We start from the raw sequence: 19,849 nt of genomic DNA, 5'->3' as shown, positions 1-19,849 counted from the left end.
GTCCGTATGGGAGAATTCGATGGATCGCCGTTCCTTCATCAGGCGGGCAGGGACCGTTGGCGCAGGTGCTGCAGCCTCCGCGCTTGCAAGCCCGGCCCTGGCACAGGAATCTCCGAAGATCACCTGGAAGATGACCTCTTCCTTTCCCAAGAGCCTGGATACGATCTACGGCGGCGCGGAAGATATTGCCGCGCATGTTTCGGATGCGACGAACGGCAATTTCGTCATCCAGACCTATGAAGCCGGCGAAATCGTGCCTGGCGCTCAAGCCGCCGATGCGGTCAGCGCCGGCGCCGTCGATGCGGCGCATACCTGCTCCTACTATTTCTGGAACAAGGATCCGACCTACGCGATAGGTACGGCGTTGCCGTTCGGCCTCAATGCCCGGCTGACGAACGCCTGGTTCTACCAGGGTAACGGCAACAAGCTGATGAACGAGTTCTATGCCACGCAGGGCATTTTGGGTCTGCCGGCGGGGAATACCGGCGCCCAGATGGGTGGCTGGTTTCGCAAGGAAATCAACACGCTCGACGATCTCAAGGGTTTGAAGATGCGCATCGCCGGCCTGGCCGGCAAGGTGATCGAAAAGATCGGCGTCGCGCCACAGCAGGATATCCCGGTCAATGGTGTCTATGATGCGCTGAACAAGGGTACGGTCGACGCAGCCGAATGGGTCGGCCCCTACGACGACCTGAAACTCGGCCTGCAGAAGATCGCCAAATACTATTATTATCCCGGCTGGTGGGAAGGCGGCGCCGTGGTGCATGCCTTCTTCAATCTCGAAAAATGGAATGCCTTGCCGAAGAACTATCAGGCAATCCTCGGCGATGCCTGTGCCTTCGCCAACACCAACATGCTGGCGAAATACGATGTCAAAAATCCCCAGGCGCTGAAGGATATCGTGCAGCAGGGTGTGACGCTCAGACCTTTCAGTCAGGAGATCATGGAGGCCTGCTTCCAGGCAGCCAGCGCGCTCTATGCCGATCTCTCCAAATCAAACGATTACTTCAAGCGCATCTATGAGGACCAGGTCGCCTATAAGAAGGATGCCTATCTTTGGATGCAGCTTTCCGAGTATACTTTCGATACTTTCATGATGATCCAGCAGCGTGCGGGCAAGCTGTGATCGTATTTCATAAGTCTTTGCCGATATATTGTTTTCTTTATTAGTGATTTAAATATTATATCGGCGGCAAGGGAAGCTGGGAATCATTGCGCCAGCGCAGGGATGATCATAATCCAGCTTCAACTTAAGCTGCCGCTTTGATTGGAAAATCTGTCAAAATGGGCTCTGTTCGGGCAAGTAAATTTTAAAGGGTTTCCACTAGGGTGTCCGCCGCATCAGGGGAAGTCTGAATGAAGCCTCCAAGCCCGGACACCGTGCCGACGGATATTTATCTGTCGTTCGTCAGTTCGCTTTTCGGAAACCGCAAAACGCTCATCACGGGCGCGTTCGTTCACATCCTGACATATCTCCTCGTTTTCCTGGGCACGCATGCCGGCATCTATCTGGCCTTTTGCATGGCGTTTGCGGTTGTCTTTGGCTTACGCATCCATTTGTTCCGGCTGTTCGACGCTGCAGACAAGAGTAATTTTACGCGTGCCGATATTGCCGGCTGGGAAACACGCTATGTGATCGGCGCGGCGGCGACGGCGGCCATCCTCGGCATCGGCAGCGGCTATGCCATCCTCATCCTGCAGAATCCGCTGGCCGAATTCATCTGCATTGCCGTCACGATGGCGTCGATGGTGTCGATCGTCGGCCGCAATTATGGTTCACCTCGGGCGGTCGATCTTCAGATTCTGGCCTGCTGCGTGCCGATCGTCCTTGCCTGTCTGCTGGCGCAGCAGCCTTACAAGGCAATCGCTTCCCTCATGCTCATTCCGTTCGGGCTGACGACGCGCGCCATGGCGAATGGCATGCGCGAATTTCTCTACAGGAACATCATCGCTTCACGCGAGATATCGCTGATCGCCGACAGATTTGATACTGCGCTGAACAACATGACGCACGGGCTGTTCATGCTGGATGCCGAGAACCGCATTCTGGTCGTCAATCGCAAGGCATGTGAGCTCCTCAATTTTGCCCATCCGGAGCGGCTCAAGGACTGCGAATTCGATGTCGTTCTGCGCTATGGCGCGCGTCACGCCTTCATCGATGGATCGTTGCCCGGACTTATCCAGCGGCAGCTGGCACAGCTCGTCAGCGGCACGCTGTCGCGAACGCTCATTCAATTCAACGAGGATCAGTTCCTGGAATTTTCGGCCAGTCGCCGCGCCGACGGAATCGTGATCCTGATTTTCGAAGACGTGACAGTGCGTATTCGGGCGGAGCGCAAGATCCTGCATATGGTGCGCTATGACCCTTTGACCGGGTTGCCGAATCGCGAATATTTCATGGACCTGGTCAAGGAAAGGCTGGCTGCGCGCAAGCGGGAAAGCCGCATCGGAATTCTGGTTCTCGATATCGATGACTTCAAACACGTCAACGATACCAAGGGGCATGTTGCCGGGGACCGCCTGCTGGTCGCCATAGCCGAGCGCCTGAAGCAGCTTGCCGGCACCGCAGCGATTGCCGCTCGTCTTGCTGGCGATCAATTCGTGCTGTTCTTTCCGAATGAAGATGATGCCCCGGATATCGATGCCCGCATCCGCACCGTGCATGCGGCAATGGCCGGCACCTACAGCGTGGAAGACAGCAGTTTCCGGATTTCCGTCAGCGGCGGATACATGACCATGTCCAGCCGGGAATTCCGCCCCGAGGAGTGGCAGATCAAGGTCGATCTCGCGCTCTTCGACGCCAAATCGCGGCTGAAGGGCGGCTGTAGTGCTTTCGAGCAGGAGATGGACGCGCGCTATGTCGAGCGGCAGAAGCTGAAGGACGATTTGCGCGAGGCGGTGGAGACCGGCAGGCTTCAGGCCGTCTATCAGCCGATGTTCACACCGGATGGCTCGCGCATCGAATGCTGCGAGGCGCTTGCGCGCTGGATTCATCCGGAAAAGGGCTCGATCCCGCCCGATCTTTTCGTGCAGGTTGCCGAGGAAATGGGCATCGTTGCCGGCATCACTCGCTTCATGGTCAACCAGGCCTGCAGGGATTGTGCTTCATGGCCTGCGCCGCTTGCGGTTTCCGTCAATCTCTCGGCACAGGATCTGCGCAATGGCGAGATTGTCAAAATCGTCATGGCGGCGCTTGATGCCTCGGGATTGGAGCCATCCCGCCTGCATCTCGAGGTTACTGAAAGCTGCCTGATGGATGAGGTGGCGACCGTTCGCTCCATCCTCGCCGATCTGCGGGCCAAAGGCATCACGATTGCGATCGACGATTTCGGAACGGGATTTTCGAGCCTCAGCTATCTCGATACCCTGCCGGTGGATGTCGTGAAGATCGACCGGTCTTTCGTTCGTGACATCACGACCGACAGCCGCCGCTTCAAGCTGCTATGCGGCATCGTCGATCTTTCGCGCGCGCTCAGCCTTCATATCGTGATCGAAGGTGTCGAGACGCTGGAGCAGCTGGCACTGGTCGTCGAGCGGAACCTGGCGGATATCATCCAAGGCTATGTATTTTCGCCGCCGGTGCCGCAGGAGCAGGTCGCCGAGAAGGTGGCCAGTCTCAGCCGGCGGCAGCAGGGCGCCGGCAGAAACCTGCCGTCTGATGCCACGACCTAGCCGGCGTCGTCGTTTCGATGCGGGCGTATTCGAAATCCGCTGGCGATTCCGTCAGCTCATGCCCGACTGCGACCTTCTCGTGCATTGCATTTTTCCTTGCTTTGTGTAACCCCTCGGTGGAGGAAATTGGTTGCGGTATCTCCTTGCGGGTTACCACAGCTTTTGAGGACGAACTCCAGCCGCCGGTTCATATCGTCTGTCGGGGGAGAGGATCGAGGGGAGAATTCTGAATGGCCGAACATCACACTGGACCCGCTGAACTGGGTGCTCCCATGGACTACAAGGAGCATGAGAAGACCTATAATCTTTTCATTTCGGGCGCCAAGGTCGGATCTGCGATCGTTGCCGCGTTGTTGATCGCCATGGCGGCCGGTTTCTTCGGTCATGCCGGTTTCCTCGGCGGCGTCCTGATATTCATCGTTCTGACCATCGCCAGCGTCGTCCTGTTGCGCTGATATTGCAGCGCTGACCGATGCCGGGCCAATCGCCCGCGCTTTCCCATGATTCTGCAGGCTACAGCGCCGCTGCATTCAGGAGCGGCGCCGTCTGATGCGAGGTGTCGTCGTTGAGCAATCTGGTTTTCGTGGCCAAGGAAAGCGTGGCGGAGGAGACGCGTGTTGCGGCTTCCGTCGAGACTGTAAAGAAAATGAAGAACCTCGGTTTCGACGTGGTGATCGAAGCCGGTGCAGGGAGTTCCTCGCGTATTCCGGATGCCGAATATGAAGCCGTCGGCGCCCGGATCGGCTCCATCAAGGATGCGAAGGCGGCGGATGTCGTCCTCAAGGTCAGGCGTCCGACGAGCAAGGAGATTTCCGGCTACAAGAGCGGTGCCATCGTCATCGCCATCATGGATCCCTATGGCAACGAGGCTGCGCTCGCCGAGATGGCGCGTGCAGGGCTGACGAGCTTCGCCATGGAACTGATGCCGCGTATCACCCGCGCGCAGTCGATGGACGTGCTGTCGTCGCAGGCCAATCTCGCAGGATATCAGGCCGTGATCGAGGCTGCCGCCGTCTATGACCGGGCTCTGCCGATGATGATGACGGCAGCGGGCACGGTGCCGGCGGCAAAGGTGTTCGTCATGGGCGCCGGTGTTGCCGGGCTGCAGGCGATCGCGACCGCACGGCGTTTGGGTGCGCTCGTTTCAGCGACGGACGTAAGGCCGGCGGCAAAGGAACAGGTCGCCTCGCTCGGCGCGAAATTCGTCGCTGTCGAGGACGAAGAGTTCAAGGCGGCGGAGACCGCCGGTGGTTATGCCAAGGAAATGTCGAAAGAGTATCAGGCGAAGCAGGCGGCACTTGTCGCCGACCACATCGCCAAACAGGATATTGTCATCACCACGGCGCTCATCCCCGGTCGGCCGGCGCCGCGCCTCGTCAGTCGCGACATGCTGAAAGCGATGCGCCCCGGCGCTGTCGCCGTCGATCTGGCGGTGGAGCGCGGCGGCAATATCGAAGGTGCCGAATATGGCAGGGTCGCCGAGGTCGAAGGTGTCAGAGTGGTCGGCTATCCCAACATGGCCGGGCGGATCGCGGCCAGCGCCTCGGCCCTCTATGCCAAGAACCTTGTCACCTTTCTGGAGACGATGGTCGACAAGGATACGAAGAGCCTCGGCCTCAACCGCACAGATGAGCTGATCAAGGCGACGATGCTGACCGACGGCGGCGAGGTCGTGAACCCGAATTTCGTCGATCCCGACCAGGCGACTGTCAACAAGGGAGATCTCTGAGATGGCCAGCCAAACAATGGACCAGGCACTCCAGCAACTGAATGATGCCGTCACCGCCGTCAGGACCGCCGCGGCACAGGCGCCCGAAGTTGCCAGTGCTGCAACCGGTGGAGCGATCGATCCCTTCGTCTTCCAGCTTGCAATCTTCGTGCTGGCGATCTTCGTCGGCTATTACGTCGTCTGGTCGGTGACACCGGCCTTGCATACGCCGCTGATGGCGGTCACGAACGCCATTTCCTCGGTCATCGTCGTCGGTGCGTTGCTGGCTGTGGGCATTTCGGCGAGCGGTCTTGCCATCGGCTTCGGCTTCGTGGCGCTGGTGCTCGTTTCGGTCAATATCGTCGGCGGCTTCCTTGTCACCCAGCGCATGCTGGCGATGTACAAGAAGAAGGACAAGTGAGGGCGGCATGCTGAGCAATATCGCGGCTTTCCTCTATCTCGTCTCCGGCGTGCTATTCATCCTGGCACTGCGCGGGCTCTCTCATCCAGCCACCAGCCGGCGCGGCAATCTCTACGGCATGATCGGCATGGGCATTGCCATCGCCACCACGCTGGTGCTGGCAACCCCGTCCTTCGGCGGCTTCGTGCTGATCGTTCTCGGCCTCGCGATCGGCGGCGGGGCAGGCGCCTATATCGCCCGCGTCATCCCGATGACGTCGATGCCGCAGCTCGTGGCGGGTTTCCACTCGCTGGTCGGTCTCGCAGCCGTCCTCGTGGCTGCTTCGGCGCTCTATACGCCGTCCTCCTTCGGTATCGGCGAGATCGGTCAGATCCACACCGAAGCCCGCATCGAAATGGCGATCGGCGTCGCGATCGGCGCGCTAACGTTCACCGGCTCGATCATCGCGTTCCTGAAGCTCGACGGGCGCATGTCCGGAAAGCCGATCCTGCTGCCGAACCGGCACATCATCAATGCTGCCCTGCTTGTGCTGATCGTGGTCTCCATTATCAGCCTGGCGGCGAATGAAAGCCATTTCGCCTTCTGGGCGATCGTTGCTCTGTCGCTGGTCCTCGGCGTGTTGCTGATCGTGCCGATCGGCGGCGCCGACATGCCCGTCGTCGTGTCGATGCTCAATTCCTATTCTGGCTGGGCAGCTGCCGGCATCGGCTTCACGCTTGGCAATCTCGCGCTCATCATCACCGGCGCGCTTGTCGGGTCCTCCGGTGCGATCCTGTCCTACATCATGTGCAAGGGCATGAACCGCTCCTTCATCTCGGTCATCCTCGGCGGCTTCGGCGGCGAGACGGCTTCGGGCGGAGCGGACAATTCCGACAAGACTGTAAAGCTCGGCTCGGCCGAGGATGCCGCCTATCTGATGGCGAACGCCTCCAAGGTCATCATCGTGCCCGGTTACGGCATGGCAGTTGCGCAGGCCCAGCATGCGCTGCGCGAAATGGCCGACAGGCTGAAGGCGCATGGCGTCGAGGTGAAATACGCGATCCACCCCGTTGCCGGTCGTATGCCAGGCCATATGAACGTGCTGCTCGCCGAAGCCAACGTGCCCTATGACGAGGTCTTCGAACTCGAGGATATCAATTCGGAATTCGCCCAGGCCGATGTCGCCTATGTCATCGGCGCCAACGACGTCACCAATCCGGCGGCGCGCGACGACAAGACATCGCCGATCTACGGTATGCCGATCCTCGATGTCGACAAGGCCAAGACCTGCCTCTTCGTCAAACGCTCGCTCGGCTCCGGCTATGCCGGCATCGACAACACGCTGTTCTACAAGGATGGCACGATGATGCTTTTGGGCGACGCCAAGAAAGTGACCGAGGAAATCGTCAAGGCGATGAACGAGTAAGCACCCAGCCGCTTCAACGCTCTGCAAAAAATCGAATCTTTTTTCGAGCCTCCGTCGATTCTGCCGGGGCTCGTTCGTCGTGTGGTATGTTCTAACCAACCAAGGAGACAGAACCTATGCGATTCATGATGCTGATGATCCCCGGCGGCTATGCTTCCGCTGCTCCCGACACCATGCCCGGTGCGGAAGCCGTCGAGTCCATGATGAAATACAATGAGGCGCTGAAGAAGGCCGGTGTGCTTTTGGCGCTCGACGGGCTGCATCCACCGTCCTCCGGGGCTCGCGTGAGCTTCAAGGGCGGAAAGCCTGCCGTCGTCGATGGTCCGTTCGCCGAGGTCAAGGAAGTGCTGGGCGGCTATTGGGTCATTGACGTCCGTTCGCGCGACGAGGCCATCGAGTGGGCGCGCCGCTGCCCGGCAGGGGAAGATGACGTCATCGAGGTTCGCCGTATCTTCGAGATCAGCGAATTTCCGGAGGATGTGCAGAAGGTGGCTGAAGGCTTCGATGAGCTGAAGGGGTGACCACGTCGGGTACCATAGAAGCGGTCTGGCGGATCGAGCAGCCAAAGCTCGCCGCCAGGCTGAACCGCTTGCTGCGGGATATCGGCCTTGCCGAGGAGATCGCGCAGGATGCCTTCGTGCTGGCCCTCGAACGCTGGCCGCGCGACGGCATGCCGCGCAACCCGGCTGCCTGGCTGATGCAGGTCGCCAAGAATCGTGCGCTTGACCGGCTGCGACGCACCACGCTGATCGACGGCAAGAATCGCGAATTCGCCATCGATTTTGCCGCACTCGAACGTGAGACACCGGATATCGAGTCCCTGTTGGATGAAGATATCGACGACGATCTGCTGCGGCTGATTTTCACCGCCTGTCACCCGGTGCTGCCGGCCGAGCAACGCGCGGCGCTTGCCTTGCGGCTGCTGGGCGGGCTGTCCACGCAGGAGATTGGCCGCGCGTTCCTGTTGCCTGAACCGACGATTGCCCAGCGCATCGTGCGCGCCAAGCGGACGCTGCGCGAGGCCGGCATTGCTTTCGAGACGCCGCGCGGCGAGGAGCGGCAGGAGCGTCTCGCTGCAGTGCTGGAAGTGGTCTATCTGATCTTCAATGAAGGATATGTCGCGACGGAAGGGCCGCAGTGGCTGCGCGCCGATCTGTGCGGCGAGGCCTTGCGCCTGGGACGCTCTCTGGCGGCGCTGATGCCGCACGAGCCGGAGGTGTTGGGGCTGGTTGTGTTCATGGAGCTGCAGGCGTCTCGCTTTGCTGCCCGGGTCGACGGATCGGGCAATCCGATCCTGCTGCTTAATCAGGACCGTAGCCGGTGGAATTGGTCGTTGATCCGCAGTGGTCTCGATCAGCTCGGCCGCGCGATGGTTCTGACCACGATGCCCGGCCCTTATCTGCTGCAGGCGATGATCGCTGCCTGCCACTCCCGCGCGGCGACCGCGGCCGATACCGACTGGATCGCCATCGCCGCTTACTATCAGGCATTGGCGCTCGCAGCACCGTCGCCGATCGTCGAAATCAATCGAGCGGTCGCTGTCGGCATGGCATTTGGCGCTCCACAGGGTCTTGCCATCGTCGACGCGGTCAAGGACGAGCCGCGCCTGAAGGAATCGCATCTGCTGCCGACGGTGCGGGGCGATCTTCTGGCGAAGCTTGGGCGAATGGAGGAGGCTCGGGTGGAATTTTACCGCGCCGCCGAATTGACTGGTAACGAGCGGGAGCGCGTGCTGCTTTTGGCCCGCGCCGAGACATCCGTCATTCGGACATAAGCATCAGCTTCGCTGCCGTTCCATCATGCTGCGCGGCGCGGTCAGTATCCAGACGAGGCCAGCCGGGCGGAAATCGACTTCGACATGGCCGCTGAAGGATGCCGCGGCATGGGTTTTCGTGACGGTAGTGCCAAAGCCGGTATCGCTCGGTGGTTTGACCGGCGGACCGCCACTTTCGGTCCAGACGAAGCGGATCATCGTGCCGGTTTCAGCGGCTTCGTTCGTCCATTCGATGGTGATCTTACCCTCCTGCGCGGAAAGCGCGCCATATTTCACCGAATTGGTGGCAAGCTCGTGCAGGACCAGGCCGAGATTCTGCACCGCCTCTGGCTTGAGCAGGAAGTCATTGCCGAGAACGTCGAGTTGCTGAGGTCCCTGCAGGAAAGTCGCGAGATGGATGTCGATCACGCGGCGCAGCGACACGCCGGACCATTGTTCGCTGGTCAATACCTCGATCGAGCGTGCCAGCCCCTCCAGCCGGTCGGCGACGGCCCGTTGGAAAGTATCGACGCTGTCCGTCTGTCGCGCGAGCTGACGCGTCATTGCCTGGGCGAGCGCCAGCAGATTCTTGGTGCGGTGGACGAGCTCGTGCATGACGAAATGCAGCCGATCCTCCGTAACGCTGCGGTCGAAGGATGCATTGGAAAGCGCAACGGCCACCTGGTTTGCCTCGACAACGCTGGTGTCGATCGGCGCCACGATCTCGCCGCGGCCCATGCGGTCCGCCATGTCGGCAATGTCCTGTATGGTGGTGCGCACCTGACGCGCCAGCGCGTAGACGGCGATCAGCGCGATCAGCAGCAGCGTCACGCCGCCATAGATCAGGAAGCGCCAGGTGCTCATCAGCGACGCCTGCGCAGAGGCGATCGGGCCCCAGACGACGGCCTTCCAGGACCAGCCTGAGATTTGCGCATAACCGAGCACCGCGTTCGGCAGGACCTTGTCATCCTGATAGACGCCGCTGGATGCGATCAATTTCGGCAGAATATTCTTATTGAATGCGTCGCCCGGGGCGAGGGTCGTCGGGCCGCCGGCAGCAACGACATGGCCGGATTTGTCCAGAACGGCAGCAGACCAGCCGGGTGGCAGGGCTTCCGTCGTCACGAGCTTGGCGAGTTCGTCGGCATCCTGCGTTACCGCCAAGGCGGCGCCGGCCGGCGAATGTTCGAGGGGCAGGGTGACGTTATAGACCCAGCGGCGGGCAGTCGAGCCGACGAAGACATCGGATGCCTCGATGCGGCCGGAGTCCAGTGCCGATTGAAGTGCGGCGATGTTGCCGGTTTTGCCGAGTGGCTTGCCGAGCGGCCAGCGGGTATTCAGCCGGAGCTGGCCATCCTTTTCCATAAGCAGCACGAAAAGCGAATCGGTGCGCAATACCGTTTCCGTGCGGGCGAAGAAGGTGGCGATGTCGTTGCGCTCAAGTTCCGGTGAGGAAGACAGGAGGCGCAACGTCGTCGCCATGTCCTGCAATTGGCGATCGATGACGCGCGAAAGCGCCTGCGCATCCTGAACCGTGTCGCCTTTCAGGGCATCGCGTTCATTATCCTCGAGCTGGACCAGAAGCAGCGCGACGAAGGCGAGAATAGGCAAGGCAATCGCCAGGGCTATGGCGATCAGATAGGCACCAATCGACGCTTTCGGAAAATGCGGCTTCCTCATGGGGCGATCAACCGATCGTGCCTCCATGAGGGTCCGATGCGCTGGCAAACGCGAAGAGAATGGTATTGGTCATCATGCCAAGCGCCCCCGTGCCCAGATCCGAGCTACATGCTCCCGAAGCGCCATGTTAGGGCCCGGTAATTTTCCTTGCAACATCTGAAAAGTCATTATTGCGAAATCATAAGCGATCTCGGGTATTTACGACTGTGGCAATGCATCCCTGAAGTTGCGCTGACAAACCTTGTGTTCGAGCTAGGCAAAGCGTGAGAGGCGGAAAGGAGCAAGTTCGTGAGCTTCGCCACCATCAACGATCTCTTGTGCTGCGAGTAGGCCGACGAGCGGCGCCAGCGTAACGCCGGAGTGAAGGACTGCGAGGTAAAGGCCAGGTGCCGCACTGACACCGCCCAGAATTGGAAGGCCGTCTTTCGGCGTCGGGCGATAACCGATGGTGTAGAAATCAAGCTCCAGCGCCTCGCCGCCCTTCAATGTCGTTTTGACCCTGGCGAAAAGATCGTCGGCTGCGGCTTGTGGATCGCTGCCGGGATCGGTGCCGCCGAAGTCACTGCCGGCGATGATTCGCCCCTCCACCGTCTGGCGCAAATGCAGTTCCGGCGCCATTACCAGACCATTCAACATTTTCCGCACGGGGCGGGAATGAACGATGAGCCCTGGAGGCGTTTCCAGTGGCACGAGAATATCCGCCGAGGCCGCAAGTGCTGACGTGCCCGCGCCGGCTGCCAGAACGACATGATCGGCGCGCATCGGTCCTTCGCTCGTTTCGATGCCGGTAATTCGCCCGCCCTCTCTAAGCAGGCCCTTGACCTCGATGCCGGATGACAGGATCGCGCCCTGACGGCGGGCGTCTTCCAGCAGCAGCTTGGCGGCCGCAACAGGTTCGACAGCGCCTTCCTCGGCAACATGCAGGGCATAATCCGGTGGATTGGCGAGGCTCGGTTCGATCATCGCGCTTGTCGCCCGGTTGACCGGCTGTATGCCATAGCCCCAGCCATGATGTTGTGCGGCATAGGCGTCGAGTTCTGCCTCGGGCAGATCCCAGCACAGGCCGCCGCACCAGGACAAGGGAATATCCGGCAGAGCGTCCTGAAGCCTCGACCATTCAGCCATCGAGCGACGACGGACCTGGAAATAGAATTCCGGATTGCCCCAGCTCGCATTGATCCAGGCGAAGGAGTTCGGGGTCGCAACGCCGCCGGTCTGCTGAGCGACCACCATCACGGATGCACCCTTGCGACTGAGATGCCAGGCGATGGACGCACCGATGATTCCGGCGCCGACGACGATGACTTTTTGGGGGGAGGGCATGTCTTTGTCTCGCTTGAACGGATAAGTCGAGACTACAGCATGTCGCGCAAAAGTGTGCAGCGGTTTTGCGATAACGACATGCACAAAATCAAAGACCTAAAGCGCAAGAAGCGAATTTGAAGGATCGCGGTGTACCTTGGGCCTTTGCCGAGGCAAAGAAAAGCCGCCGGGCAGGGGATTGCCGGCGGCTGGATGTCTTGTTTCGCTATGCTCCTATATCAGGAGCCGGCGCCGACACGTGCCAGGCCATCTCTGGCCGGCTGGTAGTTAGGATCGAGATTGACCGCGTGCTGATAGGAACGGCGCGCTTTCGCCTTGTCACCCTTGCGCTCATAGACGAAGGCTTGGTTCGCCCAGGATTCGGCGACCTTGTTGTTCAGGTCGATGGCATGGTTGAAATCGGCGAAGGCGTTGTCGTCGTCATTCTGCGCGAGATAGGAAATGCCGCGGCTGTTGTAAGGCTCCGGCGAATTCGGCGAGAGCGAGATCGCCTTCGAGAAATCGTCGATCGCCTTATCCTGCTGATTGCGCTTCTGGAAGATCACGCCACGACCGTTATAGGCGCGGCCGTCCGTCGTGCCCAGGCTGATGGCCTTGGAATAATCGTTGAAGGCATCATTGTCGCGGCCGGCCTGGCGGTAAAGATTGCCGCGGCCGATATAGGCGACGTCGTAATTGCCGTTGATCTGCAGCGCGGCATTGTAGTCCGCGACCGCTTCAGGCAGCTTGCCCATGTTGCGATAGATGAGCGCGCGGTTGGCGTAGGCCTGATAGAACTTCGGATTGAGCTGGATCGCCTGATTGAAGTCGGCAAGCGCGCGGTTGAAATCACCGCCGCGGCCATAGGCCGTGCCACGCACATTGTAGCCTTCCGGATCCTGCGGATTGGCATTGATGACAGACGTCAGCGAGGAGATATTTTCCGAAGAGCCTTGCGCCTTGTCGATTTGGATCACGTTATCAGTGGTGGCGGTCTGGCAGCCGGAAAGGCTGATTGCGGCAAGTATCGCCAAGGCAGGCAGGGCTGCGGCGCGCTTCGAGACGAGTAAGGAGAGGTTCGAAGTGCGGAACTTTACGGAAGTCGTCATTGCCATTATCGGGTTCGCTTTCCCCATGCGTCATATCAGGCTGTTCTGATTTAATCCGATTTGCGTAGAGAATAAATCAAAAAGGCGGCGGCGAACGACTCGCCCCCGCCACACATGCATCTGAAAACGTCGAAAAAACGGCGATTACTTGGCAACAAGGCCTTCGCGCTGAGCGCGCTTGCGAGCAAGCTTGCGAACGCGACGAACAGCTTCAGCCTTTTCGCGAGCACGCTTCTGCGACGGCTTTTCGTAGTAGTCGCGCATCTTCATTTCGCGGAAAATACCTTCGCGCTGCATCTTCTTCTTGAGAGCGCGGAGAGCCTGGTCGACATTGTTATCGCGGACAAGTACCTGCACGAGAATCACGTTCCTTTGGTTTGGTTGATGCCAACGGCGACGGCAGCGCCAGGAGGCAAAAATATAACGTTCGCGAAGCCGCAGCCTTGCGATTGGTTAGGCGAGATAGCAGATCGGTTTGTCAAAGTCTAGCCAGATCGTGAGTTTGCAGAGGAAAAAGCGGTTTGTCGAGCACTGAATTCAGCCGGCGGTGCCTGTGGCGCTTCATCGAAGCTTTTGAATAAGGGGATTGGCAGATCCTGATCTTTGCGACATTGACATGCTTGTGTGAGTATTTCGGATCACAGTCATTCGTGGGCGGTGGCGATTGCGCCATCTCAGCAGTTGTTCGAGCAAAGGGGGGAATCGCTTTATATGGGATCGCTCGACTTCGCCGTCGTAGGGAGGCTGCTTGCAGCGCCCATGCTTGCCCTTGTCATTCTTGCGACGATACTTGGACCTGCCACAGCCGGCGAGGTGCGCTTCGGCAAGAATGTCCGAGTCGGCGGCCACGATTTTTCGCACCAGACTTTCGACAGCAAGCACCGTGCGAGGATCTATCTTTACAATGGAAAGCCGCGGAAAGAGGGTTGCGTATGGCGCAAGGATGGCCACGGCGGGCGCGTGAAGGTCTGCCATCTACAGCGCAAATAGATCTGCTAAGCAGTCATGGGCAGGCCACTCGGCTGATTGGCAATTTTAACCGTGTCGAAAGACGGTCCTGAATGCGTCGCAAAAGAGCCGTTGTGTCGGTTTTTGATTTGCGATTTGTATGGCCCATAAAAATGGCGTCTTGCCTGAAGGAGTTGAGGGCGAATGCGTAAATACTCGGTTTTTGCCGTGGCACGGGAAGCGATGCGGGCTCACAAGGGCTGGGAGGCTCAATGGACCTCGCCGGAGCCGCGCAAGGAGTATGACGTCATCATCGTCGGCGCTGGTGGTCATGGCCTGGGTGCGGCCTACTACCTCGCCAAGGAGCATGGCATCACCAATGTCGCCGTCATCGAAAAGGGCTGGCTCGGCGGCGGCAATACCGGCCGCAACACCACCATCATCCGCTCGAACTATCTCTATGAAGAGAGCATGCACATCTACGAGCATTCGATGAAGCTCTGGGAGGGGCTGTCTCAGGATCTCAATTACAATGTTATGTATTCGCCGCGCGGCGTGATGATGCTGTCGCACAATGTACATGACCAGCAGTCCTTCAAGCGGCATATCCATGCCAACCGCCTCTACGGCATCGACAATGAATGGCTGACGCCGGAACAGGCGAAAGCTTATTGTCCGCCGCTCGATATTTCGAAGACGGCGCGCTACCCGATCAACGGCGCTGCCCTGCAGCGTCGCGGCGGCACCGCGCGACACGACGCGGTTGCCTGGGGCTTTGCCCGCGCTGCTTCCGATCGCGGCGTCCACATCATCCAGAATTGCGAAGTGACCGGCATTCGCCGCGCCCCGGATGGCCGCGTCACCGGCGTCGAAACAAGCAAGGGCTTCATCGGCGCTAAGAAGGTCGGCGTTTCCGCCGCCGGCCACACGACGGTTGTCATGCAGATGGCCGGCGTGCGCGTGCCGCTGCAATCGAGCCCGCTGCAGGCGCTGGTCTCCGAACCGCTGAAGCCGATCTTCCCCTGCGTCGTCATGTCGAACACAGTGCATGCCTATATCTCGCAGTCCGACAAGGGCGAGCTCGTCATCGGCGCCGGCACGGACCAGTATAATTCCTACAGCCAGACCGGCGGTCTGCAGATCATCACCCATACGCTGGATGCGATCTGCGAGCTCTTCCCGATGTTCCGCCGCGTGAAGATGATGCGCTCCTGGGGCGGCATCGTCGACAACACGCCGGACCGTTCGGCGATCCAGTCGAAGACGCCGGTACCGGGCCTCTATGTCAATTGCGGCTGGGGCACGGGCGGCTTCAAGGCGACGCCGGGTTCGGCCAATCTCTTTGCCCATCTCATCGCCCGTGACGAGCCGCATAAGTTCAACGCCGGCCTGACGCTGGATCGCTTCCGCACCGGTCGCCTGATCGATGAGGCGGCAGCAGCCGCTGTGGCGCACTGATGCCGGCGGCGGTCGGGATCGTTCTTGCGGCAGGGCTTTCCCTGCCGATCGGAACGACCGCGACCGAAGTCAGCGATCTTATTCCGGGGGCGGAGGATTTTCGCATGCAGGTGATCCACAAGGCAAAGGATGAGGCCGACTGGCCCTTCGTTGCCGAAAGCGGCGTGCTTGCCTGCGCCAAGGTGCTGAACAAGCCGGCCGTTTATTTCGTGCCGGACCAGAAACCTGAGGCAACACGGGCTTTCGTGCTCGATACGGATCTTTTGGGCATGAGTCTGGTCAATATAGGGATGACCAACGTGCTGAAACCCTATGGATCGTTGGAGGCGCTGCTGAAGCGCATAACACCTTTCGTCACCATGGGACGGCGGCTTTGCGCACAGCCTCCCGGTACAAGCCTTACTGGCTCCGAGCTTTAACACAGGTAGAAAACGATGCTGCTGATTTACTGCCCCTATTGCGAGGAAGAGCGCTCGGAACTCGAATTCCGCAACGCCGGTGACGCGCACATCGTGCGGCCGGCCAATATTGCCGGGATCTCGGACGAGGAGTTCGAGGAATATTTCTTCCTGCGCGACAATCCGAAGGGCCTGATCTTCGAGCGCTGGCGGCACATCCATGGCTGCGGCCGCTTCTTCAATGCGGCGCGCGACACGGTGAGCGATCATTTCTACCGCACTTACAAGGCTGGCGAGCCGAAGCCCGATCCGGCGACGCTGCGGCCAGGTGCTTCCGAGCCGGCGGCGCAGCAACAGAACGAACAAGAACAGACGGCACAAACAGAGGGATTTGCTGAATGAGCGGCGCCAATCGTATCGCGGGCAAGGGACGTCTGACGCCGGCCAGAACCGCTCGCTTCACTTTTGACGGCAAGAGCTATACCGCGCTGGAGGGCGATAGCGTCGCCTCGGCGTTGCTCGCCAATGGCGTCCATCTCGTCGGCCGGTCCTTCAAGTATCACCGTCCGCGCGGCATCCTGTCAGCCGGGGCGGAGGAGCCGAACGCGCTGCTCGATATCTCCCGCGATGCGGCGCGGCGACAGCCGAACGTGCGCGCCAGCGTCCAGGAAGTCTTCGACGGCATGAAGGCGCAGTCACAGAACCGCTGGCCGTCGCTCGCCTTCGACATCGGCGGCGTCAACAATCTGATGTCGCCCTTCTTTGCTGCCGGCTTCTACTACAAGACCTTCATGTGGCCGAAGTCGGCCTGGAAGCACATCTACGAGCCCTTCATCCGTCGCGCCGCCGGTCTCGGCGTTGCTCCGACGGAGGAGGATCCGGATCATTACGCCAGCCGCTATGCCCATTGCGACGTGCTCGTCGTCGGCGCCGGCATTGCCGGTCTTTCGGCGGCGCTTGCCGCTGCCGAAACCGGCGCCAAGGTCATCCTCTGCGATGAGCAGCCGGAAGTCGGCGGCGCGCTGCGCTTTGACACCGGCGTCAAGATCGACGGCGTCGAGGGCTATGACTGGGCGCAGGGTGTCGTCGCCAAGCTCAAGGCAATGCCGAATGTTGAGGTGCTGACCCGCACGACCGCCTTCGGCTATTACAATCACAATTTCTTCGGCCTTGCCGAGCGTGTCACGGACCATCTGGCAAAGCCGGGCCGCGATCTGCCGCGCGAACGCCTTTGGCAGGTCCGCGCCAAGCGCGCCATCCTCGCGACAGGCGCCATCGAACGCCACATGGTGTTTCCGAACAACGATCGCCCGGGCATCATGTTGGCCTCGGCTGCGCGTGCCTATCTCAACCATTATGGCGTCGCGGTCGGCGCCAAGATCGGCGTCTATACGGCGCATGATTCCGCCTATGAGGCTGCCTTCGATCTGAAGCGCGCCGGCGTTTCCGTCGCCGCCATCGTCGACAGCCGCGCTCGTCCCGGCGAGGCCGTGCTGGCAGAGGCAAAGCGGCTGGGCATCGAAGTGATGACCGACTATGCCGTTGTCGATACGGCCGGTAAGCTGCGCGTTTCCTCCATGACGGTTTCGCGCAACGGCAGCTCCGCCACCCGCAAGATCCCCGTGGATGCCCTGCTGGTTTCGGCCGGTTGGACTCCTTCCGTTCATCTCTTCTCGCAATCGCGCGGCAAGCTGAAATTCGATGCCGAGAAGCAGCGCTTCCTGCCGGGCACCTATGTCCAGGACTGCCTTTCCGTCGGCGCCTGCAACGGCACGGACGGGCTGCAGGCCGCGATCGAGGAATCACTTGCCGCCGGCGAGCTGATGGCGCGCGCCACCGGTGCTACCAATGGCGGTGAGAAGATCCAGCTTCACGCCGAGCAGGCATTCGAATGGACCGGCGGCATGATCGGTGTGGCCGAAGGCGCCGGACCGGACACGAATGCCAAGGCTTTCGTCGATTTCCAGCACGATGTCTGCGCTAAGGATATCCGCCTTGCCGTGCGCGAGGGCATGCATTCCATCGAGCATATCAAGCGCTTTACCACCAACGGTATGGCGTCCGACCAGGGCAAGCTTTCCAACATGCATGGGCTGGCGATTGCTGCCGAAATGCTCGGCAAGGATATCCCGCAGGTCGGTCTCACCACCTTCCGTGCACCCTATACGCCCGTCACCTACGGCACGCTGATCAGCCATTCGCGTGGATCGCTCTTCGATCCCACCCGCAAGACGCCGATGCATGCCTGGGAAGAGGCGCATGGCGCCATCTTCGAAGATGTCGGCAACTGGAAGCGCGCCTGGTTCTATCCGCGTGCCGGCGAGACCATGCATCAGGCCGTCAATCGCGAGTGCCGCACGGCGCGCGACGTGGCCGGCGTGTTCGATGCCTCGACGCTCGGCAAGATCGAAGTGGTCGGGCCTGATGCGGCCGAGTTCCTGAACCTGATCTACACCAATGCCTGGGATACGCTGAAGCCCGGCCGTTGCCGCTACGGCATCATGACCCGCGAGGACGGCTTCGTTTATGACGATGGCGTCGTCGGGCGTCTGGCCGAGGATCGCTTCCATGTGACGACGACGACCGGCGGTGCGCCGCGCGTGCTGCATCATATGGAAGACTATCTGCAGACCGAATTCCCGCATCTAAAGGTGTGGCTGACGTCGACCACCGAGCAATGGGCCGTCATCGCCGTGCAGGGTCCGAAGGCGCGCGAGATCATCGAGCCGCTCGTTGAGGGCCAGGATCTGTCCAACGAGGCCTTCCCGCATATGAGTGTCGCCGAGTGCAAGGTCTGCGGCGTGCCGGCGCGGCTGTTCCGTGTCTCCTTCACCGGTGAAGTCGGCTACGAAATCAACGTGCCGGCCGATTACGGCCAGTCGGTTTGGGAAGCCGTCTGGGCGCGCGCCGAGCCGCTGGGCGCTTGCGCCTACGGCACCGAGACCATGCACGTGCTGCGCGCCGAGAAGGGCTACATCATCGTCGGCCAGGACACCGACGGCACCGTCACGCCTGACGATGCCGGCCTTGCCTGGGCCGTTTCCAAGAAGAAGACCGATTTCGTCGGTATCCGCGGCCTGAAGCGACCGGATCTCGTCAAGGAAGGACGCAAGCAGCTCGTCGGTCTCGTGACCCGCGATCCGAAGGTGGTGCTGGAGGAAGGCGCGCAGGTCGTCGCCGATCCGAATGAGCAGAAGCCGATGACCATGCTCGGCCATGTCACCTCGGCCTATTGGTCGGAAAATCTCGGCCGCTCCATCGCCTTTGCGCTGGTTGCCGGCGGTCGCGAGCGCATGGGCAAGACACTCTATGTGCCGATGCCCGACAAGACGATATCAGTCGAGGTGACGGATCTGGTGTTCTTTGACAAGGAAGGAGGCCGGATCAATGGTTGATCTCGCTACCCGCAAACTGCCGCTCGCCGGCCGCCACGGCGGTTCTTCGACCGTCCGGCTGACGCCCGCGGCCCCCGCAAGCCGCATTTCGCTGCGTGCGCCTGGCGACTCCCTGGGCAGTCTTTCGCAGGCGCTCGGCCTGCAGCTGCCGACCCGGCCGAAGACCTCGGCCAGCAATAACGGACGTCATGCCCTGTGGCTCGGCCCGGACGAATGGCTTGTCATCGATGAAAACGGCGCCGATCTGGTCGGCGTGGCCGCATCGTCCGGTGCTCTGCACTCTGCGACGGATGTCTCGCATCGCAATACCGCTATTATCGTGTCCGGCGCCAGCGCAGAAGCAACGCTTGCCGCCGGCTGCCCGCAGGACGTTTCTATGGGAGCATTTCCCGTCGGCGCCTGCTCGCGCACGCTCCTTGGCAAGGCGGAAGTCGTGATCTTGCGGCTCGATGAAGAGACATTCCGCATCGAAGTCTGGCGCTCCTTCTCCGACTTCGCTTTCGGTCTTCTGGCCGAAGGCGCGGAGGATGCAGGCCTTTAGGCTCGGCAGGCTTTTGCGAGCAAAGCTAAGATAAAGATTGGCTGGGCGCATGATGCCGA

The 19,849-nt window shown here is 60.6% G+C and carries 18 protein-coding genes; 14 read left to right on the top strand and 4 right to left on the bottom strand.

Annotation, left to right across the window (positions count from 1 at the left end; genetic code table 11):
- Nucleotides 1-19 precede the first annotated feature (19 nt).
- The 8 genes from ABOK31_RS13025 to ABOK31_RS12990 all read left to right on the top strand — a co-directional run bounded on the left by ABOK31_RS13025 (nt 20) and on the right by ABOK31_RS12990 (nt 8,980).
- On the top strand, nt 20-1,126 hold the full coding sequence (locus ABOK31_RS13025) for a TRAP transporter substrate-binding protein (RefSeq protein ID WP_349956304.1): 1,107 nt from the start codon (nt 20-22) through the stop codon (nt 1,124-1,126).
- A gap of 230 nt (nt 1,127-1,356) precedes the next feature.
- A complete protein-coding gene (locus ABOK31_RS13020; protein WP_349956303.1) occupies nt 1,357-3,672 on the top strand; it encodes an EAL domain-containing protein in 2,316 nt (771 codons plus the stop codon).
- A gap of 230 nt (nt 3,673-3,902) precedes the next feature.
- Nucleotides 3,903-4,127 (top strand): aa3-type cytochrome c oxidase subunit IV, encoded by a 225-nt coding sequence (locus tag ABOK31_RS13015; protein ID WP_174176922.1) that lies wholly within the window; start codon nt 3,903-3,905, stop codon nt 4,125-4,127.
- A gap of 110 nt (nt 4,128-4,237) precedes the next feature.
- Nucleotides 4,238-5,401: a Re/Si-specific NAD(P)(+) transhydrogenase subunit alpha gene (locus tag ABOK31_RS13010; RefSeq protein ID WP_174176920.1), complete on the top strand. Its 1,164-nt coding sequence runs from the start codon at nt 4,238-4,240 to the stop codon at nt 5,399-5,401.
- A gap of 1 nt (nt 5,402) precedes the next feature.
- Nucleotides 5,403-5,801: an NAD(P) transhydrogenase subunit alpha gene (locus tag ABOK31_RS13005; RefSeq protein WP_349956302.1), complete on the top strand. Its 399-nt coding sequence runs from the start codon at nt 5,403-5,405 to the stop codon at nt 5,799-5,801.
- 10 nt (nt 5,802-5,811) lie between these two features.
- On the top strand, nt 5,812-7,206 hold the full coding sequence (locus ABOK31_RS13000) for an NAD(P)(+) transhydrogenase (Re/Si-specific) subunit beta (protein ID WP_174177183.1): 1,395 nt from the start codon (nt 5,812-5,814) through the stop codon (nt 7,204-7,206).
- A 116-nt stretch (nt 7,207-7,322) separates the two neighbouring features.
- Nucleotides 7,323-7,727 carry a YciI family protein gene (locus tag ABOK31_RS12995; RefSeq protein WP_174176916.1) on the top strand — a complete coding sequence of 135 codons (405 nt, stop codon included), beginning with the start codon at nt 7,323-7,325 and terminating at the stop codon, nt 7,725-7,727.
- Nucleotides 7,724-8,980, top strand: coding sequence for an RNA polymerase sigma factor (locus tag ABOK31_RS12990; RefSeq protein WP_349956301.1), 1,257 nt, complete (start codon nt 7,724-7,726; stop codon nt 8,978-8,980). The genes ABOK31_RS12995 and ABOK31_RS12990 overlap by 4 nt, the downstream gene beginning before the upstream one ends.
- A gap of 3 nt (nt 8,981-8,983) precedes the next feature.
- Here the strand turns inward: ABOK31_RS12990 and ABOK31_RS12985 are convergent, their stop codons facing one another.
- From ABOK31_RS12985 to rpsU, 4 genes are all read right to left on the bottom strand, one after another.
- Complete coding sequence (locus tag ABOK31_RS12985; RefSeq protein ID WP_349956300.1) at nt 8,984-10,639, bottom strand: sensor histidine kinase; 1,656 nt, start codon at nt 10,637-10,639, stop codon at nt 8,984-8,986.
- Between the two features lie 252 nt (nt 10,640-10,891).
- A complete protein-coding gene (locus ABOK31_RS12980; protein WP_349956299.1) occupies nt 10,892-11,962 on the bottom strand; it encodes an FAD-binding oxidoreductase in 1,071 nt (356 codons plus the stop codon).
- Between the two features lie 218 nt (nt 11,963-12,180).
- A complete protein-coding gene (locus ABOK31_RS12975) occupies nt 12,181-13,056 on the bottom strand; it encodes a tetratricopeptide repeat protein (protein WP_174176908.1) in 876 nt (291 codons plus the stop codon).
- Between the two features lie 138 nt (nt 13,057-13,194).
- Complete coding sequence (gene rpsU / locus ABOK31_RS12970) at nt 13,195-13,407, bottom strand: 30S ribosomal protein S21 (RefSeq protein ID WP_004117638.1); 213 nt, start codon at nt 13,405-13,407, stop codon at nt 13,195-13,197.
- A gap of 354 nt (nt 13,408-13,761) precedes the next feature.
- On the opposite strand from rpsU, the gene ABOK31_RS12965 reads away from it, so the two are divergent.
- The 6 genes from ABOK31_RS12965 (at nt 13,762) to ABOK31_RS12940 (ending at nt 19,790) form a co-directional block, all read left to right on the top strand.
- Entirely contained in the window at nt 13,762-14,040 is a 279-nt protein-coding gene (locus ABOK31_RS12965; RefSeq protein ID WP_349956298.1) for a hypothetical protein, read from the top strand.
- 162 nt (nt 14,041-14,202) lie between these two features.
- Nucleotides 14,203-15,456, top strand: a complete 1,254-nt coding sequence (locus tag ABOK31_RS12960; protein ID WP_349956297.1) for a sarcosine oxidase subunit beta family protein — start codon at nt 14,203-14,205, stop codon at nt 15,454-15,456.
- Entirely contained in the window at nt 15,456-15,875 is a 420-nt protein-coding gene (locus ABOK31_RS12955) for a hypothetical protein (protein ID WP_349956296.1), read from the top strand. Before ABOK31_RS12960 ends, ABOK31_RS12955 begins: the two co-directional genes overlap by 1 nt.
- A 15-nt stretch (nt 15,876-15,890) precedes the next feature.
- Complete coding sequence (locus ABOK31_RS12950; protein WP_174176906.1) at nt 15,891-16,256, top strand: sarcosine oxidase subunit delta; 366 nt, start codon at nt 15,891-15,893, stop codon at nt 16,254-16,256.
- Nucleotides 16,253-19,249 carry a sarcosine oxidase subunit alpha gene (locus tag ABOK31_RS12945; RefSeq protein WP_349956295.1) on the top strand — a complete coding sequence of 999 codons (2,997 nt, stop codon included), beginning with the start codon at nt 16,253-16,255 and terminating at the stop codon, nt 19,247-19,249. The genes ABOK31_RS12950 and ABOK31_RS12945 overlap by 4 nt, the downstream gene beginning before the upstream one ends.
- Nucleotides 19,242-19,790 (top strand): sarcosine oxidase subunit gamma, encoded by a 549-nt coding sequence (locus ABOK31_RS12940; RefSeq protein WP_349956294.1) that lies wholly within the window; start codon nt 19,242-19,244, stop codon nt 19,788-19,790. Before ABOK31_RS12945 ends, ABOK31_RS12940 begins: the two co-directional genes overlap by 8 nt.
- The last annotated feature ends 59 nt before the right edge of the window (nt 19,791-19,849 follow it).

It is taken from the genome of Rhizobium sp. ZPR4 (genome assembly GCF_040215725.1).
GTDB classification, from domain to species: Bacteria; Pseudomonadota; Alphaproteobacteria; order Rhizobiales; family Rhizobiaceae; genus Rhizobium; species Rhizobium rhizogenes_D.
The sequence above is the reverse complement of the archived record's forward strand: the minus strand, read 5'-3'. Positions and strand labels throughout refer to the sequence as shown.